This is a genomic window from Salinivibrio sp. ML323, from assembly GCF_001995745.1.
GTDB classification, from domain to species: Bacteria; Pseudomonadota; Gammaproteobacteria; order Enterobacterales; family Vibrionaceae; genus Salinivibrio; species Salinivibrio kushneri.
This window is the reverse complement of sequence record NZ_MUES01000002.1, coordinates 13713-36382: the sequence shown is the minus strand read 5'-3', so window position 1 is coordinate 36382 and position 22670 is coordinate 13713. Positions and strand designations below refer to the sequence as shown.

19 protein-coding genes are annotated in these 22670 nt (G+C 51.1%); 7 read left to right on the top strand and 12 right to left on the bottom strand.

The features are described 5' to 3' along the window. Nucleotides 1–11: 11 nt before the first annotated feature. The 3 genes from yajC to queA all read right to left on the bottom strand — a co-directional run bounded on the left by yajC (nucleotide 12) and on the right by queA (nucleotide 2664). The gene (yajC, locus tag BZG13_RS01755; protein WP_021022912.1) at nucleotides 12–341 is read right to left on the bottom strand and encodes a preprotein translocase subunit YajC; all 330 of its coding nucleotides are present in this window, start codon (nucleotides 339–341) and stop codon (nucleotides 12–14) included. A 36-nt stretch (nucleotides 342–377) separates the two neighbouring features. Beyond that, nucleotides 378–1499 carry a tRNA guanosine(34) transglycosylase Tgt gene (tgt, locus tag BZG13_RS01750; RefSeq protein ID WP_077484552.1) on the bottom strand — a complete coding sequence of 374 codons (1122 nt, stop codon included), beginning with the start codon at nucleotides 1497–1499 and terminating at the stop codon, nucleotides 378–380. A 112-nt stretch (nucleotides 1500–1611) separates the two neighbouring features. Then, nucleotides 1612–2664, bottom strand: a complete 1053-nt coding sequence (gene queA, locus BZG13_RS01745; protein ID WP_077484550.1) for a tRNA preQ1(34) S-adenosylmethionine ribosyltransferase-isomerase QueA — start codon at nucleotides 2662–2664, stop codon at nucleotides 1612–1614. Nucleotides 2665–2879: 215 nt separating this feature from the next. On the opposite strand from queA, the gene BZG13_RS01740 reads away from it, so the two are divergent. Then, a complete protein-coding gene (locus tag BZG13_RS01740) occupies nucleotides 2880–3320 on the top strand; it encodes a CBS domain-containing protein (protein ID WP_077484548.1) in 441 nt (146 codons plus the stop codon). 58 nt (nucleotides 3321–3378) lie between these two features. Here BZG13_RS01740 and aceA read toward each other — a convergent pair whose 3' ends face one another. The 3 genes from aceA to BZG13_RS01725 all read right to left on the bottom strand — a co-directional run bounded on the left by aceA (nucleotide 3379) and on the right by BZG13_RS01725 (nucleotide 7788). After that, complete coding sequence (aceA, locus tag BZG13_RS01735) at nucleotides 3379–4683, bottom strand: isocitrate lyase (RefSeq protein WP_069363264.1); 1305 nt, start codon at nucleotides 4681–4683, stop codon at nucleotides 3379–3381. A 78-nt stretch (nucleotides 4684–4761) separates the two neighbouring features. After that, nucleotides 4762–6369: a malate synthase A gene (aceB, locus tag BZG13_RS01730; protein ID WP_077484546.1), complete on the bottom strand. Its 1608-nt coding sequence runs from the start codon at nucleotides 6367–6369 to the stop codon at nucleotides 4762–4764. Nucleotides 6370–6855: 486 nt separating this feature from the next. Beyond that, on the bottom strand, nucleotides 6856–7788 hold the full coding sequence (locus tag BZG13_RS01725) for a hydrogen peroxide-inducible genes activator (RefSeq protein ID WP_077484544.1): 933 nt from the start codon (nucleotides 7786–7788) through the stop codon (nucleotides 6856–6858). Nucleotides 7789–7931: 143 nt separating this feature from the next. Here BZG13_RS01725 and BZG13_RS01720 point away from each other — a divergent pair, with 143 nt between their 5' ends. The 3 genes from BZG13_RS01720 (at nucleotide 7932) to ppk2 (ending at nucleotide 10439) form a co-directional block, all read left to right on the top strand. Then, nucleotides 7932–8534 carry a peroxiredoxin C gene (locus BZG13_RS01720; RefSeq protein ID WP_069363267.1) on the top strand — a complete coding sequence of 201 codons (603 nt, stop codon included), beginning with the start codon at nucleotides 7932–7934 and terminating at the stop codon, nucleotides 8532–8534. A gap of 201 nt (nucleotides 8535–8735) precedes the next feature. Further along, a complete protein-coding gene (locus tag BZG13_RS01715; protein ID WP_077484542.1) occupies nucleotides 8736–9476 on the top strand; it encodes a copper homeostasis protein CutC in 741 nt (246 codons plus the stop codon). Between the two features lie 150 nt (nucleotides 9477–9626). After that, entirely contained in the window at nucleotides 9627–10439 is an 813-nt protein-coding gene (gene ppk2, locus BZG13_RS01710) for a polyphosphate kinase 2 (protein WP_077458513.1), read from the top strand. A gap of 3 nt (nucleotides 10440–10442) precedes the next feature. On the opposite strand, the gene phoU is transcribed toward ppk2, so the two are convergent. Genes phoU through BZG13_RS01690 form a run of 4 tightly spaced genes read right to left on the bottom strand, consistent with a single transcriptional unit; the run spans nucleotide 10443 to nucleotide 15890 of the window. Further along, entirely contained in the window at nucleotides 10443–11150 is a 708-nt protein-coding gene (phoU, locus tag BZG13_RS01705; RefSeq protein WP_046075027.1) for a phosphate signaling complex protein PhoU, read from the bottom strand. A 10-nt stretch (nucleotides 11151–11160) separates the two neighbouring features. Then, nucleotides 11161–11979 carry a phosphate ABC transporter ATP-binding protein PstB gene (gene pstB / locus BZG13_RS01700; RefSeq protein ID WP_077484540.1) on the bottom strand — a complete coding sequence of 273 codons (819 nt, stop codon included), beginning with the start codon at nucleotides 11977–11979 and terminating at the stop codon, nucleotides 11161–11163. A gap of 18 nt (nucleotides 11980–11997) precedes the next feature. After that, nucleotides 11998–13644 carry a phosphate ABC transporter permease PstA gene (pstA, locus tag BZG13_RS01695; RefSeq protein WP_077484880.1) on the bottom strand — a complete coding sequence of 549 codons (1647 nt, stop codon included), beginning with the start codon at nucleotides 13642–13644 and terminating at the stop codon, nucleotides 11998–12000. 17 nt (nucleotides 13645–13661) lie between these two features. Continuing rightward, nucleotides 13662–15890: an ABC transporter permease subunit gene (locus BZG13_RS01690; protein ID WP_077484538.1), complete on the bottom strand. Its 2229-nt coding sequence runs from the start codon at nucleotides 15888–15890 to the stop codon at nucleotides 13662–13664. Between the two features lie 300 nt (nucleotides 15891–16190). Here BZG13_RS01690 and BZG13_RS01685 point away from each other — a divergent pair, with 300 nt between their 5' ends. Genes BZG13_RS01685 through ppx form a run of 3 tightly spaced genes read left to right on the top strand, consistent with a single transcriptional unit; the run spans nucleotide 16191 to nucleotide 20322 of the window. Next, nucleotides 16191–16700, top strand: coding sequence for a glycine cleavage system protein R (locus tag BZG13_RS01685; RefSeq protein WP_069363272.1), 510 nt, complete (start codon nucleotides 16191–16193; stop codon nucleotides 16698–16700). 21 nt (nucleotides 16701–16721) lie between these two features. Further along, a complete protein-coding gene (gene ppk1 / locus BZG13_RS01680) occupies nucleotides 16722–18836 on the top strand; it encodes a polyphosphate kinase 1 (protein ID WP_077484536.1) in 2115 nt (704 codons plus the stop codon). Next, nucleotides 18811–20322: an exopolyphosphatase gene (gene ppx / locus BZG13_RS01675; protein ID WP_077484534.1), complete on the top strand. Its 1512-nt coding sequence runs from the start codon at nucleotides 18811–18813 to the stop codon at nucleotides 20320–20322. Before ppk1 ends, ppx begins: the two co-directional genes overlap by 26 nt. A gap of 60 nt (nucleotides 20323–20382) precedes the next feature. On the opposite strand, the gene BZG13_RS01670 is transcribed toward ppx, so the two are convergent. Together BZG13_RS01670 and phoR are read right to left on the bottom strand one after the other, a co-directional pair. Next, entirely contained in the window at nucleotides 20383–21351 is a 969-nt protein-coding gene (locus BZG13_RS01670; protein WP_069363275.1) for a PstS family phosphate ABC transporter substrate-binding protein, read from the bottom strand. Next, entirely contained in the window at nucleotides 21345–22640 is a 1296-nt protein-coding gene (phoR, locus tag BZG13_RS01665) for a phosphate regulon sensor histidine kinase PhoR (RefSeq protein ID WP_069363276.1), read from the bottom strand. The genes BZG13_RS01670 and phoR overlap by 7 nt, the downstream gene beginning before the upstream one ends. Between the last annotated feature and the right edge of the window lie 30 nt (nucleotides 22641–22670).

Below are 22670 nucleotides of genomic sequence, written 5' to 3'. Positions count from 1 at the left end.
GGTTGCGAGAATTAGAGAGACTGGATAGTACCTTTCGGCAGTACTGCCGTCACGAAGTCTTTTTTGATGGTTACTTCGTTATTATCGTTGAGCGCAATCACAATAAAGTCATTGTCTTCAGCGATTTGAGTGATCTTACCCACTAAACCACCCCCAGTTAGCACTTCGTCCCCTTTGCTCATAGATGCCATCAGGTTTTTGTGCTCTTTGACACGCTTAGATTGCGGGCGGTAGATCATAAAGTAAAAAATCACCGCAAAGAGACCAAGCATGATAAAAAGCTGCATTCCGCCACCTTGTGGTCCGGCTTCAGCGGCTGCGTGAGCTTGTGAGATAAACATTCAATCACGTCCTCGTTCTAGTTGTTGAATTCGAAATTAGTCGAGCGGCGGCACTTCCTTGCCACGACGCGCGTAGAAATCCGCTACAAAGGCATCTAATCTACCTTCGTCAATCGCGTTACGCAAACCTTCCATTACACGCTGATAGTAGCGCAAGTTGTGGATAGTATTGAGTCGCGCGCCTAGGATCTCATTACAGCGGTCTAAATGGTAGAGGTAAGCACGGCTGTAGTGGCGGCAAGTGTAACAGTCACACTCAGGATCCAAAGGCGAGGTATCACTTTTATGTTTCGCATTACGGATCTTGATCACACCGCCAGTAATAAACAAGTGGCCATTACGTGCGTTGCGTGTCGGCATCACGCAATCAAACATGTCGACGCCGCGACGAACACCTTCGACCAAATCTTCAGGTTTTCCTACGCCCATCAGATAGCGGGGCTTATCTTCTGGCAGCTGCGGGCAAGTGTGCTCCAAGATGCGGTGCATGTCTTCTTTGGGTTCCCCGACCGCGAGTCCGCCGACGGCATACCCATCAAAACCGATCTCGGTAAGGCCTTCTACCGACACATCACGCAAGTCTTCGTAAACACCGCCTTGTACAATCCCAAACAAGGCATTTTTGTTACCTAGTTTGTCGAAATGATGGCGGCTACGTTTTGCCCAGCGCAATGACATTTCCATCGACTTTTTCGCTTCGGCGTGTGTCGCAGGATACGGCGTACACTCATCAAAAATCATCACGATGTCTGAACCCAAGTCATATTGGATTTCCATCGATTTTTCCGCGTCCATAAAGATGCGATCACCGTTCACTGGGTTGCGAAAGTGCACCCCTTCTTCGGTGATTTTGCGGATATCGCCCAAACTGAACACTTGGAAACCGCCTGAGTCGGTCAAAATAGGGCCATGCCACTGCATAAAGTCATGCAAATCCCCGTGCAGTCGCATAATTTCCTGACCTGGGCGTAGCCATAGATGGAAGGTGTTCCCTAATAGGATCTCCGCCCCCGTCCCTTTCACTTCTTCAGGCGTCATCCCTTTAACGGTGCCATAGGTGCCTACCGGCATAAAAGCCGGGGTTTCTACCGTGCCGCGTTCAAAAATTAAGCGGCCACGGCGAGCGCGTCCGTCGGTTTTTTTCAGTTCGTATTCCACGAATCCTCCTCAGTGCCAGAGAAACAGTCTGGCGTGTGTCTTATGCTAACAGATTGACCCTGCCGCAAGCATAGCGCACACAGGCATGAGAGCCCGTGTCCTCATTCTGTCGTCAGTTGTGCTGACGGGTAATAAACATGGCATCGCCATAGCTGAAAAAGCGATAGCGCTCTTCAACCGCGGCACGATAAGCCGCCATGGTGTGTTGGTAACCGGCAAAGGCACTGACCAACATAATCAAGGTGGATTCCGGCAAGTGGAAGTTGGTCACCAATACATCCACTAGCTGCCATTCATACCCTGGATAGATAAAAATCTGGGTGTCATTAAAAAACGGGGACAGTGGCTCACCTTTTTGCTTGGCCGCCTGTGCCGCACTTTCCAGTGAACGCACCGAGGTGGTTCCCACCGCAATCACCCGCTTACCTTGTGCTCGTGTTTGATTGACCGCATCGACCACCTCTTGCGGCACTTCAGCATACTCAGCATGCATGGTGTGCTCTTCAATGTTGTCGACCCGAACCGGCTGGAATGTGCCCGCACCGACATGCAGGGTAACAAAGGCGATATTAACGCCTTTTTCTTTAAGCGCTGCCATGACGGCATCATCAAAGTGTAGCCCCGCGGTGGGCGCTGCCACCGCTCCTGGCTTCTCGCCATACACCGTCTGATAGCGCTCTTTATCACTGTCCTCATCAGGGCGGTCGATGTATGGCGGCAACGGCATATGACCGATGTCGTTAAGCGTATCTACCACGCCTTTATCGCTGTTTAGCTGGATTTCGAACAGAGCATCATGGCGTGCCACCATCTGAGCCGCGACTTGCTCCTCATCGCCGAGGAAAAGCTCAGCCCCGGGTTTCGGAGCTTTAGAGGCACGCACATGAGCAAGGAAGCGCTGCTCGTCGAGCACACGCTCCACTAGCACCTCAATTTTTCCGCCTGAGGCTTTGCGCCCATACACACGCGCCGGGATCACGCGCGTATTGTTGAACACCATCAGATCACCCGGCTCAACCAGCTCGAGGATGTCTTTAAACTGACGATGTACCACCTCGCCGCTGGTGCCATCGAGCGAGAGCAAGCGGCTCGCGCTGCGATCCGGTTGCGGATAGCGCGCAATCAACTCATCGGGGAGTTCAAAGTGAAAATCGGATAATTGCATGACCTTTGCCTAGATAAAAAGCAGGCCGCTAGTATAGGTAGCCCACCGTGAAGATCAAGCAAGCTGTAAGCTTGATTCAGGCATGGTTTACACTGGTACCCTTGGGCTCCACGTTTGCCTCGATGCACGTCGTTATCTTGATGCATATCACGTCTAACCCAGCACAACTGCACTACAGTAAAAGTAACCCTGTGTACTGACGACAAGGAGGTGCCATGTTTGTTGTTGATGATATGATGACCCGGCATCCACATACGCTTAGCCCTGACCACACACTTGACGATGCCCACCGTTTAATGCGCGCCGAGCGCTTCCGCCATCTCCCTATTGTGGATGATGATGAGCGTTTGTTAGGACTGGTCACACAAAGAGATGTGCTATCAGCGCAAGCCTCATCACTGGGCAAGACCACCAATGGCGATCACCAGATCCATACTCCCCTATCACACTTTATCGAGCGACAACTGGTCACGGTCGATCCTGGCGCATCCTTACGAGCGGCAGCGCTAACCATGTTAGAGCGTAAAATAGGCTGTTTGCCGGTAGTGAAACACCAACGTTTAGTTGGGATCATCACCGACAGTGATTTTGTCGCCATCGCGTCGACACTACTCGAGATCCAAGAAGAAAGTGAACCGGTTGAAGAAGGCGAGTAAATTAAAAAAGGGAGTGCGAAACTCCCTTTTTATGAGGTTGATAACGGGTATCGCCTGACTAGAACTGATCTTCTTCCGTCGAGCCCGTCAATGCCGTCACCGATGACTGGCCACCTTGGATAATATTGGTCATTTGATCAAAATACCCGGTGCCCACCTCTTGTTGGTGTGCGACAAAGGTATAGCCATGCTCAGCGGCAGCGAACTCGGGGCGCTGAACCTTTTCAACATAGTGACGCATGCCCTCACCTTGCGCATAAGCATGCGCCAAGTCGAACATGTTGTACCACATGTTATGAATACCCGCTAAGGTAATGAACTGGTACTTGTAGCCCATGTCTGACAGCTCTTGCTGGAAGCGTGCGATCGTCTCTGCATCCAGGTTTTTCTCCCAATTGAAAGACGGTGAACAGTTATAAGCCAGAAGCTGGTCTGGGTACTGAGCATGAATAGCTTCAGCAAACTGTCGTGCTTCTTCCAAGTCCGGTTTCGCGGTCTCGCACCAAATCAAATCGGCATACGGCGCATAGGCTAGGCCACGCGAAATGGCTTGCTCAATCCCAGGGCGCACGCGATAAAAGCCTTCGGCTGTGCGCTCACCAACGATGAAGTCCTTGTCGTATGGGTCGCAATCTGAGGTCAATAGATCCGCGGCGTTGGCATCAGTACGCGCAATCACCAGCGTATCGGTGCCCGCCACATCCGCGGCTAAGCGCGCCGCCACCAATTTTTGTACCGCCTCTTGGGTTGGCACCAATACTTTTCCGCCCATGTGGCCACATTTTTTCACTGACGCGAGCTGGTCTTCAAAGTGCACGCCTGCCGCGCCAGCCTCAATCATGTTGCGCATCAGCTCGTAGGCGTTAAGCACGCCACCAAAGCCTGCTTCGGCATCGGCCACAATCGGCAAGAAGTAATCCGTGCCCTCCTCTGGCGAACTGCCTTTTGACCACTGAATCTGGTCGGCGCGGCGAAAGGCATTGTTAATGCGCTTAACGACAGCGGGAACAGAGTCGACCGGATACAGTGATTGGTCTGGATACATGCTTGAGGCGGTATTGTTATCCGCCGCCACCTGCCAACCGGATAGATAAACCGCCTCAATACCCGCTTTGGCTTGCTGTACCGCTTGACCGCCTGTCAACGCGCCCAAGCAGTTCACGTAGCCTTTTTTCGCACTGCCGTTGACCAAATCCCATAGCTTGGCAGCACCACGCTTGGCGATCGTATTCTCCGGCACAAACGAGCCACGCATGTTGACCACTTCTTCAGCCGTATAGGGGCGCTTAACCTGTTTCCAACGCGGGTTTTCCGCCCAATCCTTTTCCAGTTCAGCGATTTGTTGTTGGCGAGTCAAAGTCATGTTCCATTCCTCTTTGTTAGTAGGGCTTTACCAGCCCCTTACTGTCATTCCATGTTTGTTATTGTGCTTCCATGCCCATTACGGCAGGTATTCATAACCTGGCAAGGTTAAGAAGTTAACCAGCTCATCACTGGTCGTGAGCTCAGCCATCAAGGTGGCGGCCTGCTGGTATTGGCCTTGCGCAAAGCGCGCTGCCCCCAGCTCTTTTTCCAGCACCGTCATTTCCTCACCAAGGTACTGTGTGAAGAGCTCCTTGGTCACCACCTTGCCATTGCTCAGTGGTTTCTGATGTTTAATCCATTGCCAAATCGACGCACGTGAGATTTCAGCTGTAGCCGCATCTTCCATCAGGCCATAGATAGGCACACAGCCGTTACCCGATATCCACGCTTCAATGTACTGCACCGCGACACGGATATTATGTCGCATACCGGCCTCAGTGCGTTCACCCTCGCAAGGCGCTAGCAAGCCAGCCGCCGTGGTCTCAGCGTCTTGCTCGCGGGTGACCGCTAGCTGATTTGGCTTATCGCCAAGTGCGCGGTCAAAAATCGCTTTAGCCGTGTCTGCCAGGCCTGGGTGCGCAATCCAGGTGCCATCGTGACCGTTATCAGCTTCTAAGGTTTTATCCTTTTCAATTTTGTCCAGTACCTGCTGATTTTCAGCCGGGTCTTTGCTGGGAATAAAGGCAGCCATACCGCCCATCGCCAACGCACCACGCTTATGGCAGGTTTTGACCAGCAGACGCGAGTAAGCGTTAAGAAAAGGCTTATCCATGGTCACCACTTGGCGATCAGGCAACACACGATCCGGGTGATTGCGCAGCGTTTTGATATAGCTAAAGATATAATCCCAGCGGCCGCAGTTAAGGGCGACGATATGGTCACGGAGGTGATACAGGATCTCATCCATCTCAAACACGGCAGGCAGGGTTTCAATCAGCACAGTTGCCTTAATGGTGCCGCGGCTCAGACCAAACTCGTCTTCGGCAAAGGAAAACACCTCGCTCCACCATGCTGCTTCCTGATAAGCCTGTAACTTAGGTAGGTAGAAATAAGGCCCCGATCCCGTCTCGAGTAAACGACGGTAGTTATGGAAAAAGTACAGGGCGAAGTCGAACAAAGCCCCGGGAATCGGCTTACCTTGCCACATCACGTGTTTTTCGGTCAGGTGCAAGCCACGCACACGGCAGATAAGACGCGCAGGGTTGTCATTCAGCTGGTAGCGCTTGCCGGTTTCTGGGTGCTGATAACTGATGGTGCCATTGACGGCGTCGCGCAAATTACGCTGGCCTTCAACCACTTGCGGCCATGCTGGCGAAAAGGAGTCTTCAAAATCCGCCATGAAAACTTTCACGTTGGCGTTAAGTGCATTGATTACCATCTTCCGGTCTACCGGTCCGGTAATTTCTAGCCGCCGATCTTGTAAATCCTTGGGAATGCCACGGATGGTCCAGTCGCTTTGGCGAATCGATTGCGTCTCCGGTAGAAAGTCAGGCAGCGCTCCCGCATCAATGCGTTGTTGACGTGCTTCACGCGCTGCCAAAAGCGTAGGGATACGCGCCGCATACCGCTCAGCGAGGCTGGCTAAAAAGCACAATGCATCCTCGGTTAAGATTTCTGCCTGCTCTTCGGTGACTGTCTCGTTAATCAGCAACGATTCGCGTAAGGTTGAGCACGCTTCCGTCATATCGCCTCCCTGGCTTATCATTTGTAATCCAATCACAACACTCTTTTCACTACACGCTCTTGGGCTCTCGTGCAGCGCTTGAGTTATTACGTTGGCTTACATTCGCGTAAAAATCAACCAAAGGTCAAAACGAAACGGCGAGACCAAGACAAAAAAATTCTACATAAACAACCATTTAAAAAATTAGAGCATAAGCTCGAATGTGCTTTTTTATGCCTATCAGCAGAATGATATAACACTGCTACTGGGATCATAATTTTGTCACCACCTTGTAATCAGTTACGTAAATAAATTACATATCGCGCACTTCACCTTCTCGTGAAAAAGTAAAAAACAAAAATAATTTCAATCTCTTAGGAAAAAAAGCAAAAAGCCGCTCCCCTAGATGCTGCTTTTTTCGTGATAATAATCCAACGGCTTCAGCGTCTTTTTGGCAAGGTTAAAATAGATGATAATGCTGAGATAAAGTAGATAAACCAGTTTAAATCACTCATTTGGGTCTCTTTGTTCCTTAGCTATTGGGGAAAGTAGCTCTGCGACCAGATCAGCGAGCTTGTTGAACGTATCAATCCGACTCGAAGAAGGACGCCAGACCACTCCGATATCACGGTAGGCCGCTTCCCCCGGCGGCGTTTCTAAATGCACGTCGAGGTTATCAATCAAGCCATGATCAATGGCCATTTGCGGTATAAAGGTCACACCATTGCCGTTGGCCACCATTTGCACCAAGGTGTGTAAGCTAGTCGCCATGAAAGGATTAATCTTCTGCGAGGCCGTCATTTGACAGGCAGACACCGCGTGGTCGGTGAGGCAGTGTTCTCGTTCAAGCAAGAAGACAGACTCATCGGGGAGGGCGTCATAATCAATCGGTAACTCAAGCTGCGCAGCTTGCTTTTGGCTCATCACCATTTTAAATGGATCCCGCCCCACCACGCGGCGAGTCATGGTGCCAATATCCATGGGTAAAGCCAGGATGAGGATATCCATTTCGCCGTGTTTTAGCGCGGTGAGTAAGTTCGCCGTCGTATCCTCGCGCAATAGCAAATCTAGATTGGGATAGTGTTGATTGACCTGCTGAACCACATCACACAACAAGAAAGGCGCAATGGTGGGGATGCAACCCAGCCGGACTTTGCCGTGCATAGGGTCTGATTTAACTTGCGTTAGCTCCATCAAATCCTGGCTGCGTGCTAGAATTTCTCGGCTTCGGCGCACCACCTCTTCGCCCATGCCTGTGAGTACCAAGGTTTTATTGTCACGCTCAATGAGCTGAGCACCAATCAGATCCTCGAGGTTTTGGATCCCCGCGCTCAACGTAGACTGGCTGACAAAACACAATTTGGCTGCTTCGCCAAAATGCCGTGTTTCGGAAAGGGCAACCAGATAGTGTAGCTGCTTTAAAGAAGGATATTTGCTCATACAGTCATATTTTAAACAATCGTATTTTTCGATTATTACAATCTATTAATTCCACTTTTTTCAATCTAACAAGTTCGCTATAGTTTGTCTCGCTTATATAGGAACCTGATTATCAGGAAAACATTTAAACTAGGAGCTGAGATATGGTACTCGTAGGTCGTCAAGCACCAGATTTTACTGCCGCTGCCGTACTAGGCAATGGCGAAATCGTTGATAACTTCAACCTGAAAGAGTTCACCAAAGGCAAAAAAGCGGTTGTCTTTTTCTACCCACTCGACTTCACTTTCGTGTGCCCATCAGAGCTGATCGCATTCGATAAGCGCCTGAGCGACTTCCAAGCTAAAGGCGTTGAGGTTATCGGTGTGTCTATCGACTCTCAGTTCTCACACAACGCGTGGCGTAAAACGGCTGTCGAAGACGGCGGTATCGGCGCAGTGAAATACCCACTGGTTGCTGACGTTAAGCACGAAATCTGTAAAGCATACGACGTTGAGCACCCAGAGGCTGGCGTTGCCTTCCGTGGTTCTTTCCTCATCGACGAGGAAGGCGTTGTTCGTCACCAAGTTGTTAACGACCTACCACTAGGCCGTAACATCGACGAAATGCTACGCATGGTTGACGCACTGAACTTCCACGAGAAAAACGGTGAAGTTTGCCCTGCACAGTGGGAAGAAGGTAAAGCGGGTATGGCAGAATCTCCTGAAGGTGTTGCTGCATACCTGTCTGAGCACACTGACGACCTGTAATAAGGTCAAGTGCCCCGCACTGGATAATGTGAGACAATAATGAGGCCCGGCAAACCGGGCCCTTTTTGTATCTGCTCGCCTCACCGTATCGGCTGATTCTCTCCCAACAAACCCTTTCCAACTAACACTAGGCGTTTTCCCCTCACCCTGTCACAATAGTTTTAGCTATGCTGACACGGTGCGTTTCGTCAAAGGGGTGGTATGTCTGTCTTGGTTGAAGTTTGTATTGATAGTATCCGTTCATTATCGCTGGCCGAACACGCTGGCGCAGATCGGATCGAACTGTGCAGCGCACTGCGCCTCGGTGGCTTAACCCCGAGTGATGGCTATATGCAACAAGCCGCTCAAAAAGCACGAATCCCTATTTATGCGATTATCCGGCCGCGAGAAGGCGACTTCGTCTATGCCAGTGAAGAAATAGAAGTGATGCTGCAGGATATTGCCAACGCCCGCCAAGCCGGGTGTGCAGGCGTGGTGATCGGCGCACTCACGCCAAACGGTCAGCTCGACCTACCGGCGATAGACGCCATGCTTGCCCGAGCAAAGGGAATGGGCGTGACGTTCCACCGCGCATTCGATCATTGCCAAGATCCTCACGCGGCGCTCGACGCAATCCTTGCCCGCCCAGCGATTGAACGGATTCTTACCTCTGGGCAGGCGGCGAACGCTTTACAAGGCAAAGAGGCACTCAAACAGTGGGTAGACGCCACACGCCATACATCATTGACCATCATGCCAGGCGCAGGCGTGACCCCCGACAATGCACAAGCGATTTTAACGACCACCGGCGCACGTGAAATCCACTTGTCGGCACGCACCGAGCAAGTAAGCTTCATGCAGTCAAACTCACATGCATCGATGGGCGATGGGGACGATGCCCGTTATCCGATCACCGATCCGGCAAGCGTTCGTCTGGTCAAAGCCATTGCCAATCGTTTTTAAACCTCGGTGTAATGTCGTGATCAGACAACATGGCAATGTGACCCGCTCTAGTCTTTTGAAGTGATATACGCTTTCGCTGCTTGAATCCATTGCATCCGAAAAGTGAGTTTTCTACCGTAACCCCATCGCTGTGGTAAAAGGAGATCGGCTTTGTCGGATAAAAAAACACAAAAAATCAGCAAAAAACACTACGAAAAAAAGCTAGCCGAATTACAAACTGAGTTGGTCAAGCTGCAAGAATGGGTCAAGCAAGAGCAGTTGAAAGTGGTGGTCATTTTTGAAGGGCGCGATGCCGCCGGTAAAGGCGGCGTGATTAAACGGATCACCGAAAAGCTCAATCCGCGTGTTTGTCGAGTCGTCGCGCTAGACAAGCCCACAGAGCGCGAACGCACGCAGTGGTATTTTCAACGTTACATTGAGCACCTGCCCGCCGGTGGTGAAATTGTCTTGTTTGACCGCAGTTGGTATAACCGCGCCGGTGTCGAGCGAGTCATGAACTTTTGCAGCGATGAAGAATATGAAGAGTTTCTTCGCACCTGTCCCGAGCTAGAGCGTATGTTGATCCGCTCCGGGATCATCTTAATAAAATACTGGTTCTCGGTATCAGACGAGGAGCAAGAAAAGCGCTTCGCGGAGCGGATTAACACCCCAATAAAGCGGTGGAAATTCAGCCCAATGGATCTCGAGTCTCGTAGTCGTTGGGTGCAATACAGTGAAGCCAAAGACCGCATGTTTGCCTACACCGACACCAAAGAAAGCCCTTGGTGGGTGGTGGAAGCCGATAACAAAAAACACGCTCGGCTCAATTGTATCGCCCACTTACTCTCACAAATCCCTTACCAAGAAATTGACTACCCCGCAGTAACCCTGCCAGAAATCAATAAGGAAGGTTACGTGCGTATGCCTTTGCATGACCAGAGCTTTGTCCCAGACGCCGTTAGTGACTGGTTAAATGACAAGTAGCGATTATTTGAGGAGCTTTTCCAGCTCCTCTTTTTGAATGTGGCGAACGTCTTTGCCTTTGACAAAATAGATGATGTATTCACAAATATTCTGACAGCGATCGCCCACTCGCTCAATGGCTCGGGCCGACCACATCACTTTCAGCACATTGGGAATCGAGCGTGGATCTTCCATCATGTAGGTCATCAGCTGACGCAAAATCCCCTCGTATTCACGGTCCAACGAGTCATCTTTACGATAGACTTTCATTGCCGCATCAATATCCATGCGCGCAAAGGCGTCTAACACATCGTGCAGCATTTTAGCGGCGCGCTGACCCAAGGCTTCGAGTGATACCAAAAACGGCTGCTGAGAATAGCTCGAGTTGTCGAGCGCCATTTTAGCGATACTGTCAGCAACATCACCAATTCGCTCAAGATCAGTGATGGTCTTAATGATAGCCATCACCAGCCGCAGATCGCTCGCGGTGGGCTGACGTTTAGCAATGATGCGTGTACATGCCTCATCAATCGCCACTTCCATGCCATTCACTTTGTGATCTTCACGAATAACATGGCGCGCGAGCTCCACATCTTGATTGTGCATGGCGCGCAGCGCATCGGTTAGCTGACGCTCAACCAAGCCGCCCATTGCCAGTACGTGGGTGCGAATGGCTTCAAGCTCTGCGTTAAACTGACCAGAAATATGACGGCTAATATTGTGGTTATCCAAGGCCTGCTCCTTATCCGTAGCGCCCGGTGATGTAGTCTTCGGTTTGTTTGTTTTGTGGTGTGGTAAACAAGGTATCGGTATCCGCGTATTCCACCAAGCGCCCCATATTAATAAACGCCGTTTGATCCGAGACCCGCGCCGCTTGTTGCATATTATGGGTAACAACCACCACTGTGTATTGATTCTTTAAGTCATTAATCAGCTCTTCAATGGTCAAGGTTGAGATGGGATCCAACGCTGACGATGGCTCATCAAGCAGCAAAACTTCAGGTTCAATCGCGATCGCCCGCGCGATCACCAGCCGTTGCTGTTGCCCACTGGACAACCCAAACGCATTGTCATTGAGGCGATCTTTCACCTCATCCCATAATGCCGCGCCACGCAATGAACGCTCGACGGCATCATCGAGTGTTCTGGGATCATTGATCCCTTGTAAACGCAGTCCAAAGATCACGTTTTCATAGACAGATTTGGGGAAAGGGTTAGGACGCTGGAACACCATCCCCACTTGGCGGCGTAATGCTGGCACATCCATGTCGCGATGATAGATATTTTGCCCGTGCAGGGTGATCCCGCCTCGAACACGGCAACCATCCACCAAGTCATTCATCCGATTAATACAACGTAGCAATGTTGATTTACCGCACCCAGACGGTCCGATAAACGCAGTGACTTTCCCTTTGGGAATACGCATACTGATATCAAACAACGCTTGGGTCGACCCGTAGTAAAGGTTGAGATCCCGAATAGCTAACGCGGTTTGCTCGTCAGGCAAATTCCCCAAGTCTAAGCTAGGCGTGACACCTATGGGTGGCGTTATCGAAAACATCGAGCGGGATCCTTATCGTTATAATTCCAATGCGCGATACTTTTCACGCAAGTAATGACGAATACCAATCGCGGACAAATTGAGCGCCACGATCACAGACACAAGCAAAAACGACGTGGCGTATACCAAAGGACGCGCCGTTTCGATGTGCGCGCTTTGAAAGCCGACATCATAAATATGGTAGCCCAGATGCATGAACTTCCGCTCTAAGTGCAAAAACGGGAAGTTACCATCCACTGGCAAAGAGGGAGCGACCTTAACCACTCCCACCAACATTAAGGGCGCCACTTCTCCGGCTGCACGAGCGACCGCTAAAATCAACCCTGTCATCATCGCAGGACTGGCCATCGGCAGAACCACCCGCCAGAGCATTTCTGATTGGGTGGCGCCAAGGGCAAAGGCACCATGGCGGACACTGGTCGGGATCCGAGCCAGCCCTTCTTCTGTAGACACTATCACCACAGGTAAAGTGAGGATCGCTAATGTCAATGCCGACCAGAGAATGCCTGGCGTACCAAAGACAGGGGCAGGCTGAGCCGCTTGATAAAACAGCTCATCAATGGTGCCACCGATAAAGTAGACAAAAAAGCCTAGCCCGAACACCCCGTAAACAATTGACGGCACCCCGGCGAGGTTAACCACAGCAATGCGAATAATACGCGTAAATGCCGTTTTCGGCGCGTATTCGTGAAGGTATACCGCGGCAAGCACCCCTAACGGGGTGACAATCACTGACATCAACAGCACCAAGAAAACGGTGCCAAAAATCGCGGGAAAAACGCCCCCCGCGGCATTACTGTCTCGTGGTGGTTCCGATAAGAAGGCCGCGACCTGGTATCCCCAAAATTCAAGCTTCTCAACCGCACTCATGGCGTTGGGATACCAAACATTAATCACATTTTGCAGTGGCAACGCCACGGTGTCACCGTGGCTATCTTCAACAACCAGCGCGCCTGTTTGTTGTTTTTCTCGCAACTGTTTAAGTTTTTTCTCTAGCTGATGATACTGCGATAGCAGCTGAGAACGACGCTTATCAATTCGTTTTTTGTCTGCCGTGTTTAGCTGGCTATCTAATGAGAGGGACTTTTCCTCCAGCCGCAGCTGCTCCAGCTGATAGTTAACGCTCGCTAGGTGTACTTGCTCGATGTCATTGATCACCTCTCGACGCGCCGCTATATCTTCCAGGCGTTGATAAAGTTCAGACAGCACTAATGCATGTTGGTGGCCGCCGGCGTCGACGTATGCTTGAGGCTTACCATAAAACATGCCATTTTCATTTCGCTCGATCATCGCCATTTCAACGGGTGTGTGCTGACTTTTTATCTGAAACGCCAGCAATTGACGAAAATCGATCCCTTCTTGCTCACGGTTACCGGTTTTTACCACCAAACGTTGGTAGCTGGGCTGGCGATAGGCTGGCAATACAACACCGGCATCTTTGAGCTGCGTCGCATCAACCTGATCGGTTCGGTATATTTGCCCGACCACGGTTTCTACTCCCTGCTCACTCTTCACTTCAAAGCTGGTAACTGGTGTCGGCCAGAAGTAGCCTAAGCCTCGATAACCGAGCAATAACAGCACTCCGAGAATCGCGATCAGACTGACACTGACCATACCGGCCGTCATCCAAACCCAAGGAGTGCCAGATTTTATCCATGGACGCATGCGCATTCTCGTCTCGGTTAAAGGTTGCTGTATTTGTCACGCAAACGCTGACGGATCAGCTCTGCCAATGTGTTAAAGACAAACGTGAAGACAAAAAGAATAAAAGCGGTTAAAAACAGCACCCGATAATGGGAGCTACCCACTTCAGACTCCGGCATTTCTACCGCGATATTGGCCGATAAGGTACGTAGCCCTTCAAGCAAATTCCAATCCATGATCGGCGTATTGCCAGTAGCCATCAGCACGATCATGGTTTCACCCACCGCGCGCCCAAAACCCATCATCACAGCAGAAAAAATACCTGGGCTCGCGGTAAGCAACACCACCCGGGTCAAGGTTTGCCAGTGTGTTGCCCCTAAGGCCAAGGCACCGTTTTTAAGGTGTGGAGGCACCGAAAAAATCGCATCTTCGGCCATCGAGAAAATGGTTGGGACCACCGCAAAGCCCATCGCGATACCCACGACCAACGCATTGCGCTGGTCATAGCCGATGCCAAGCTCATGTGTGATAAATTGGCGTGCATCCCCCCCTAACCACAGCTGCTCTACCCATGGCCCCAGATACGCGGCGAATACGCCCACCAGCAATAAGGCCGGAATGATGACCACAATTTGTGCGTTATCAGGTAAGCGGCGTCGCACATACCTTGGGATCATGCGCCACACCCCGCTTAGCCCGAGCAAAACAATAGGGATGAGCAAGAGCAGCAAGAAGACGCTAGCAATGTGCGATTCAACCCAAGGTGCCAGCCACAAGCCGGCCAAAAAGCCGATAATGACGGTGGGTAACGCTTCAATTGTTTCCACCGTCGGCTTCACCCAACGCCGTAAGCCAGATGACATAAAGTAAGCCGTGTATATGGCTGCCCCTATCGCCATCGGCACTGCGAAAATTAAAGAAACCAAGGCGACTTTTAAGGTTCCAAAGATCACCGGAACCACGCTCAGTTTTGCTTCAAAGCTGTCATCCGCAGAGGTCGATTGCCACACATATTGGGGAGACGGATACCCTTCATACCACACTTTCTGCCATAGCGAGTGAATACTCACCTCTGGGTGAGGGTTGTCAACAGTCAACCATTGCCATTGACTGTCAACCACAGCAATCAGCCCGTTTGCGCGAGGCGTAAACGCCAAAGCATCAGGCAGCGCGGTAAACTGAGCATCGAAATGGCGCACCTTTTTACTGGTGGCATGCACTAGGCTGAGTCGTCCGGTTTCATCCACCGTCGCCATGCTTTTGCGGTGACGCTCTGGTGCAAGACGCGCCACGCCCTCTCCCGGCGAAAACGCGCGTACTTCGGTTAACGACGGCTCGCCATTTTTCACCACATCGAACCATTGTGTCACTGTGCCGTCTTGGTGCTGAAGGAGCAAAGAGCGCCCCCCGGCTAGCATCGCCATTTTCGTGACCGGACTGGTGACGACATTGTCGAGATTGACCGTTTCGCGCAAGGCTAGATCGTTTCCCTTTAAGCGCCAAATCGTTAAGCGATTTTGTTGATGGACAAACAAGCGCTGCCCGTCTCCTGATAACGCAATATGGTCAACGGCTTGTGAAAGGGGCACCGTGCTTTTTTGCGTACCCCGATAGACAACCAGGCGGTTATCCTGGGTTACGGCAGCCAGCACTGGCGGGATGGTTTGACCATGTAAACTATCCGGCACCGCCACGGTAAGCTGGTTAAGCGGCTGCGCGCTCGCGTCCACTATCAACTCACGACCAAAGGCCGGCATAGTGGACAATTGAGGGACCACTGAAGCGTCAGCTTGATATTGTGTACGAAAGCGTAATTGCCAAACAGCCACGCGCCCTGGTGTCTTTTCTACCGCCAAAAACGGCGTAGATGCTTCGACGCGGCTTATCGCAGGCTTATCCATGCTGGATAACGGCTGCTGTAATACCGTTTGCGCGCGTGGCACGGCGCTGGCTGCGGGCGTCCCAGACCATGACGGGCGCTTGACAACGGTTAACACACCTCGATCATCCAAGCCATACGCCAACTGATTGCGCGTATCGGCGCCAATGTATTGAGGCACGCCGGGAGTGGCTACGCTAAAACGCTCACTCAAGCTGACACTCGCTTGGTGAAAAAGCGGTACCACCACTGTGAGTAAGTAGAAGAAAAGAAGCAGCAGGGTCACTAATACCATCACGCCACCAAGACGTACCGTTTGGCGAGTCAGTTTATCTTTAAACCGCCGCGCCGGTCGGGTATCCGTTAATGATGGTGAAGAGTGGGTCATTCGTGCCTCTTTTTATTGAGCAAGCACTGCATTGTATGTCATTACAATGACAATTTTGTGACAGCGGTATCCTGTCATAGCCCGTAAGGATCAACGCGTTGCGGCGCTTTCCTTTAGTGTATCGCGCGCGGTCATTCACGCCTAGTGACTTGGTTGCCACGCAATAAATATGCAACAAACGGGCTTTAGGCTTGCCCAAGTTGATATTGGGCACACTTTCGTGAGTTTAGCCTCTCGCAGCATAGACATCACCTTGACTGACCTCAATAATTGTCCGAACAATCGCCGTAAGGATCACGCATGAAGCACTTTGTTATCACCTTAGTCGGCCCAGATCGCGCAGGCCTGGTTGATCAGATATCACACACAGTGTTCAGCCATCATGGCAACTGGCAAGCCAGTCGGCTCAGTCAGCTAGCAGGGCAATTTGCCGGTATCATTCACATTTCGGTATCAGACACGTACGCTGATGCCTTGGTTCATTCGTTACGCGCGCTCGATGGCTTGCAGCTGCTGATCGCCGATGCGACACCCGCTTCGCCGTCTCCGATCACCCATACCTTGTCGGTGACAGGCAACGACAGGCGTGGCATCGTTCAAACGCTCAGCCAACTGCTCGCCGCTCATGGCGTCACCATCAACAAACTCAACACCCAAACGCAAAGTGCCGCCAATACGGGCGGGCAAATTTTCACCGCAGATTTTTATTTAACTGTCCCACCAACGGCGGACATTAACGTATTGCATGAAGCCCTTGAAACGCTGTCAGACGACTTGATTGTCGATTTTGACAGCAATTTTATTCAGTAGAACAGGATTTTCTTACGCGTTATGACTTTAGACTCTTATCATGTCGACAAAGAACTTAGCTGGCTTTCTTTTAATGAACGTGTCTTGCAAGAAGCTGCAGACAAAAGCGTCCCGATTATTGAGCGAGTCCGGTTTTTAGGCATTTTTTCATCCAACCTTGACGAATTTTATCAAGTACGGTTTGCCGACGTGAAACGGCGCATCATCATTGATGAGGAGCGGGGAGTAGAAAGTCATGCCAAAGAGTTGTTGAGCAAGATTCAAGCGAAAGTCGTCAAGCTGAATCAAGACTTTGATCATCTTTACAATGATATCTTGCTAGAAATGGCCCGCCGCCACATTTTTTTAGTCAACGAACGTCAACTCTCTGATCATCAAGCCCAGTGGCTAAGGCGTTATTTTAGAAGCAATATTTTGCCTTACATCACGCCAATCATGCTTAACAAAGACGTCGATGTTTTAAGCTTTTTGAAAGACGCCTATTCTTACCTCGCCGTTCAGCTGAAAAAAGAAGGGGAAGAGCCCAAGTATGCGCTGATAGAGATCCCCACTGATGAGCTAGAACGCTTTGTTAAAGTCCCTGAGCCAAAAGGAAAACGGCAGCGTAAAACCATCATTTTACTCGATAACATCATTCGTTTGTGTTTAGACCAAATTTTTAGTGGCTTTTTCGACTATGACACGGTCGAAGCGTACGCGATGAAAATGACCCGTGACGCAGAATACGATCTGACCAATGAAGTGGAGCACAGCCTGCTTGAGAATATGTCAGAAAGCTTGGATCAGCGTTTAACCGCCCTGCCCGTTCGGTTTGTTTATCAACGCGATATGCCGCCAGAAATGGTGAGCAAGTTGATTCAGGTATTAAAAATCTCCGACTACGACAGTGTCTTACCGGGTGCGCGTTATCACAACTTTCGCGATTTTATCGGCTTTCCGAATGTGGGGCGTAAATACTTGGAAAACCCGCCTCTGCCCCCATTCGAGTCAGCAGATTTTCAACTACAAAACAACGCATTTGAGGCCGTTCGCCAACGCGATATTCTCCTTTATTATCCCTACCATACCTTCCGGCATATGACCGAGCTGGTGCGCCAGGCCTCCTTTGACCCTAAGGTGCGCAGTATTCGTATCAATGTGTACCGCGTAGCGAAAAACTCCCGCATCATTAACTCAATGATTGATGCCGCTAACAATGGCAAGCGTGTCACCGTGGTCGTTGAACTCCAGGCGCGCTTTGACGAAGAGGCTAACATCGAGTGGTCACGGGTGCTCACGGATGCTGGTGTAAAAGTAGTGTTTGGCACCCCTGGGCTCAAAATTCACTCGAAACTGTGTTTGATTTCTCGTCGTGAAGACGGGGTGCTACGCGATTATGGTCACATTGGCACAGGCAACTTTCATGAGAAAACAGCGCGTATTTATACCGATTTTGCCTTATTTACCGCGGATCAACAGCTGACTTCAGAAATTCGTAAAGTCTTTGATTTTATTGAAAATCCCTACCGTCCTGTTAAGTTCAATCACTTAATTGTCTCGCCACGTAACTCGCGGCGGCGTATGTATAAATTGATTGAACGTGAAATTGAACATGCACAGGCCAAGCGTAAGGCTGGTATTACCCTCAAGGTCAACAATCTGGTCGACAAAGGCTTGGTGAACCTGCTTTACAAAGCGAGTAATGAAGGGGTGAAAATCCGCGTTATTGTGCGCGGCATGTGCTCGCTGGTGCCTGGGGTTAAAGGAGTCAGTCAAAATATCAAAGCGATCAGTATTGTCGACCGCTTCTTAGAGCACCCCCGCGTGTTTGCCTTTGAAAACGGCGGCGAACGTGATATGTATATTTCGTCTGCCGATTGGATGACCCGCAACATCGATAACCGCATTGAGGTTGGGGCACCCATTCGCGATCCCAGACTGAAAGATCGCATCATGGCGGTCTTAGAAATTCAATTTTCCGATCGCGCGAAAGCCCGCGTTATCGATAAAGCCATGTCTAACGCCTACGTAAAACGCGGTAACAAAAAGAAGATCCGCTCGCAAACCGAGATCTATGATTACCTTAAACACGTGGAGCGCCAAGAACTCAAAAACGCGGAAAAGTTGCAACATGACACACCCCCAGTCAAAAAATAAGCCTCGCGAAATCGCAGCGGTTGATCTCGGCTCTAACAGTTTTCATATGGTCGTCGCGCGCGTCGTTGGCGAAGGACTGCAGATAGTGAGTCGTCATAAACAACGTGTGCGACTGGCCTCCGGGCTGGATGATCAACATCGCCTCAGTGATGAGGCGATCCGCCGTGGTGTCGAGTGCTTAGCCATGTTTGCTGAGCGGTTGAACGGCCTCGACATGGAAAATGTCCGTATCGCCGCGACCCACACCTTGCGCCAAGCGCGCAATGTCGACACCTTCATCGAACGGGCGAGACAGGTTTTACCCTACCCGATTGAAATCATTTCTGGGGAGGAAGAGGCGCGTCTTATTTATATGGGCGTCTCCCATACGCAGCAAAACGTTGGCCGAAAATTAGTAATTGATATTGGGGGCGGCAGTACAGAATTAGTGATCGGGGATAACTTTGAGCCCGCACTGGTTAACAGTAAACGGGTTGGCTGTGTCAGTTATAACGAGCGCTTTTTCCCCAAAGGCAACATTACGCCTAAGCAATTTGCCGCCGCACAGCTGGCTACCCAACAAAAGCTAGAAAGCTTAGCGTCTCAATACCGCCAAGCCAGCTGGCAAGTGGCGCTCGGTGCGTCAGGCACCATCAAAGCGATTCGTGAAGTGATTATCGGTCTCGGTGATGAAGATGGGATTATCACCCGTAAGCGGTTAGATAACCTGATCGAAAAGCTGCTGAAATTTAAAAACAGCGACAGTATCGACTTGCCCGGCTTATCGCCTGACCGCCAACCGGTTTTCGCCGCCGGCGTCGCGATTCTTTCTGGGATATTTGATGCGCTTGCCATCGAATCGATGCGCTTCTCTGATGGTGCACTACGTGAAGGGTTGCTCTATGAAATGGAAGACCGCTTTCAGCGTACCGATATCCGTGGTCGCACGACGGATGATATGGCAGCACGCTACAACATCGACCTGAGCCACGCCCGTCGCGTGCAACATACAGCGGCGTATTTTTATGCGCAAGCCGAGCCGGATAAGGGCAGCAAAAAAGCAGAGCTCGCCGGGCTTTTGAATTGGGCTGCGCTGCTGCACGAAGTGGGGTTAAGCATTGGTTATCCTGGCTACCACAAGCATTCTGCATATATTTTGCGCAACACCAACTTACCTGGGTTTAACCAAGAGCAGCAAACCGTGCTTGCCACCCTCGCGCGCTTCCATCGTAAGGCACTAAAGCTCAACGAGATGCCTAAGTTTACCTTGTTTAAACCTAAGCTCATCGAGACGCTGATTTGCGCACTACGGTTAGCCTGTGTGTTGCATTCACAGCGTAACGACGAGGCCTTGCCAGAGGTTGCTCTCAGTGTCGACAAGAAAGGGGCATGGCAGCTCACCTTCCCGACAGGGTGGTTGCAAGAAAACCGCTTGCTCGCGGCGGATTTGGAAGCCGAAAAGCAATACTGGCAATCCGTAAACTGGACGCTGACTTTTAGTGACTAAGCGCGCGCCAAGCGTTCGCTTGCGCAACGCCGAGTCCCTCACAAGCCAATTATCTCGCAGCTAGTCTTTTAGCGATGCATCCAGCCCTAGTGCTTGTCTTTGCGCGCGCACCGCTTGAGCCGGCAAGGGAATATAGCCTTGCTGGCTCACCGCCTTCTGCCCTTGCGCCGACAAAATATAACGCATAAATGCCGATTCAAGGGGCGCCAGCGGCTGATTGGGGGCTTTATTGATGTACAAATATAAATAACGGGTAAGGGGGTACTCACCCGTTCGAATCGCTGAAGGGGTGGGCTTTATCGCCGCTTTTCCCTGGTGTGAAATCGCCAACATGCGCGCGCCAGAGGCCTGATGACCAATTCCTGCATACCCGATAGCATTCAGCGAAGAGGCCACCGACTGCACCACTGACGCCGAGCCAGGCTGCTCATTCACATCGGCACGAAAATCCCCACGGCACAACGCGGCTTGCTTAAAATAACCATAGGTACCGGATACCGAGTTGCGGCCGAATAATTGTAAATCTCGGTTGGCCCAACGGCCTGATAAGCCTAATTGCCCCCAGGTTGCCACCGGCTGACTCGCGCCACACCAAAGCGTGCGAGAAAATACCGCATCCAGCTGTTGAAAGCTGATGGCGCGTAAAGGGTTATCTTGGTGGACATAGACGGCCATCGCATCCACCGCAACGGGGACCGCGGTAGGAGGATAGCCAAAACGTGCTTGAAACGCATTTTCTTCACTGACCCGCATCGGACGACTCATGGGGCCAAGTTGGGCTGTCCCTTCCACCAGCGCGGGGGCGGCGGAGGCAGAGCCTGGCGTTTGTAGCTGTATATTCACTCCGGGATGCAACCGTTTGAACCCTTCCGTCCAAGCGGCCATCATATTGGCTAGGGTATCTGATCCCACTGAGCTCAAGTTACCGGATATACCACTGCTACGTTGATAATCAGGCAGGGTGTCAGCATGACTAAGGCTCGCCACACTCAATAGCAGGCAGGCTGTGGCCAAAAACCGCTTTAACATGCTAACCGCTCCGGTAAGGTAAAGGAGAACGTGCTCCCTACCCCGAGTTCACTTTGAATATCTAATTCCGCATCGTGATGACTGAGCGCATGTTTTACAATCGCCAGCCCTAAGCCACTGCCACCCGTTTCACGGGAGCGGGCTTTATCTACCCGATAAAAACGCTCGGTTAACCGATCCAGATGTTGCGGCGCGATACCCTCGCCACTGTCCTGTACTTCCAAGCGTGGGCCTTTGCTTGCGCGATACCAACGCACAGTGATCCCAGCTTTGGGCGGAGTATGCTTTACTGCGTTATAAACTAGGTTGGAAATCGCACTGCGTAATTGGTCGTCATTGCCTTTTACTTTAAGGCTGGTATCGACTTCAAACGTGAGTACATGCTCACTATCACCACTTAAAGCTTGGGCTTCTTTTTGTAGCACATCAAGCATGGCTGGCACATCGACAAGATGATCCAACTCAGGCTTGGCCGCTGCTTCAATTTTAGACAAGGTCAAAAGCTGTTCCACCAGTGACTCCATCCGGGACAATTGCTCGGTCATCACCCCATGTGCTTTGGGCCACATGGGGCCGACAACCATCTCTGGATCTTCCGTCATTTCTAAGTAGCCACGTAACACCGTCATCGGCGTGCGTAGCTCATGTGAAACATTGGCGAAAAAGTTGCGGCGCATCCCTTCCAGTTGCTTCAACTGAGTGATATCACGCACCACCATCAAATATTCGCCTTCCGCATAGGGCATGGTCCGGAACTCAAGTGTGCGCGCGCTATTAAGGTGAGAGCGCATCTCAAGCGGCACATCGTAGTTGGCATCAGCTATATAGCTGACGAATTCAGGGGCGCGGATAAGGTTACTGATATGCTGACCATTATCATCAGGCATACGCAAGCCAAGCAGCTCTTGGGCTAATTTGTTACACCAGACAATGGCACCGTCACGCTCAAACACCACCACCGCATCCGGTAAAGATTCCGCCCCGTTGCGAAAGCGACGAATCAGATTCGCCAGCTCCTTACGGCGACGACGATTACGCTTTTGTAAGCGATAAATCCCATTAAACAAAGGCTCCCAGGAGCCGGTGCCAGAGGGTGGCATCAGGCTTTTGTCTTTCCAAAGCCAATCGGACAGCTTGACCTGCTGATGCAGGTGCCAAAGCAGCATGGCAACGGTAGCGCCAAGCAATAGCCAAGGTAGGCCACCAAACAGCCAGCCTATAATAAACCAAGGTAAATAAAAAAAAGCCAGCTCCCAGGCTAGCTTCTTCCAAGACAGTCGTTCGACCATTGCGTCTCCATGCAGCCTACACCTGATGTA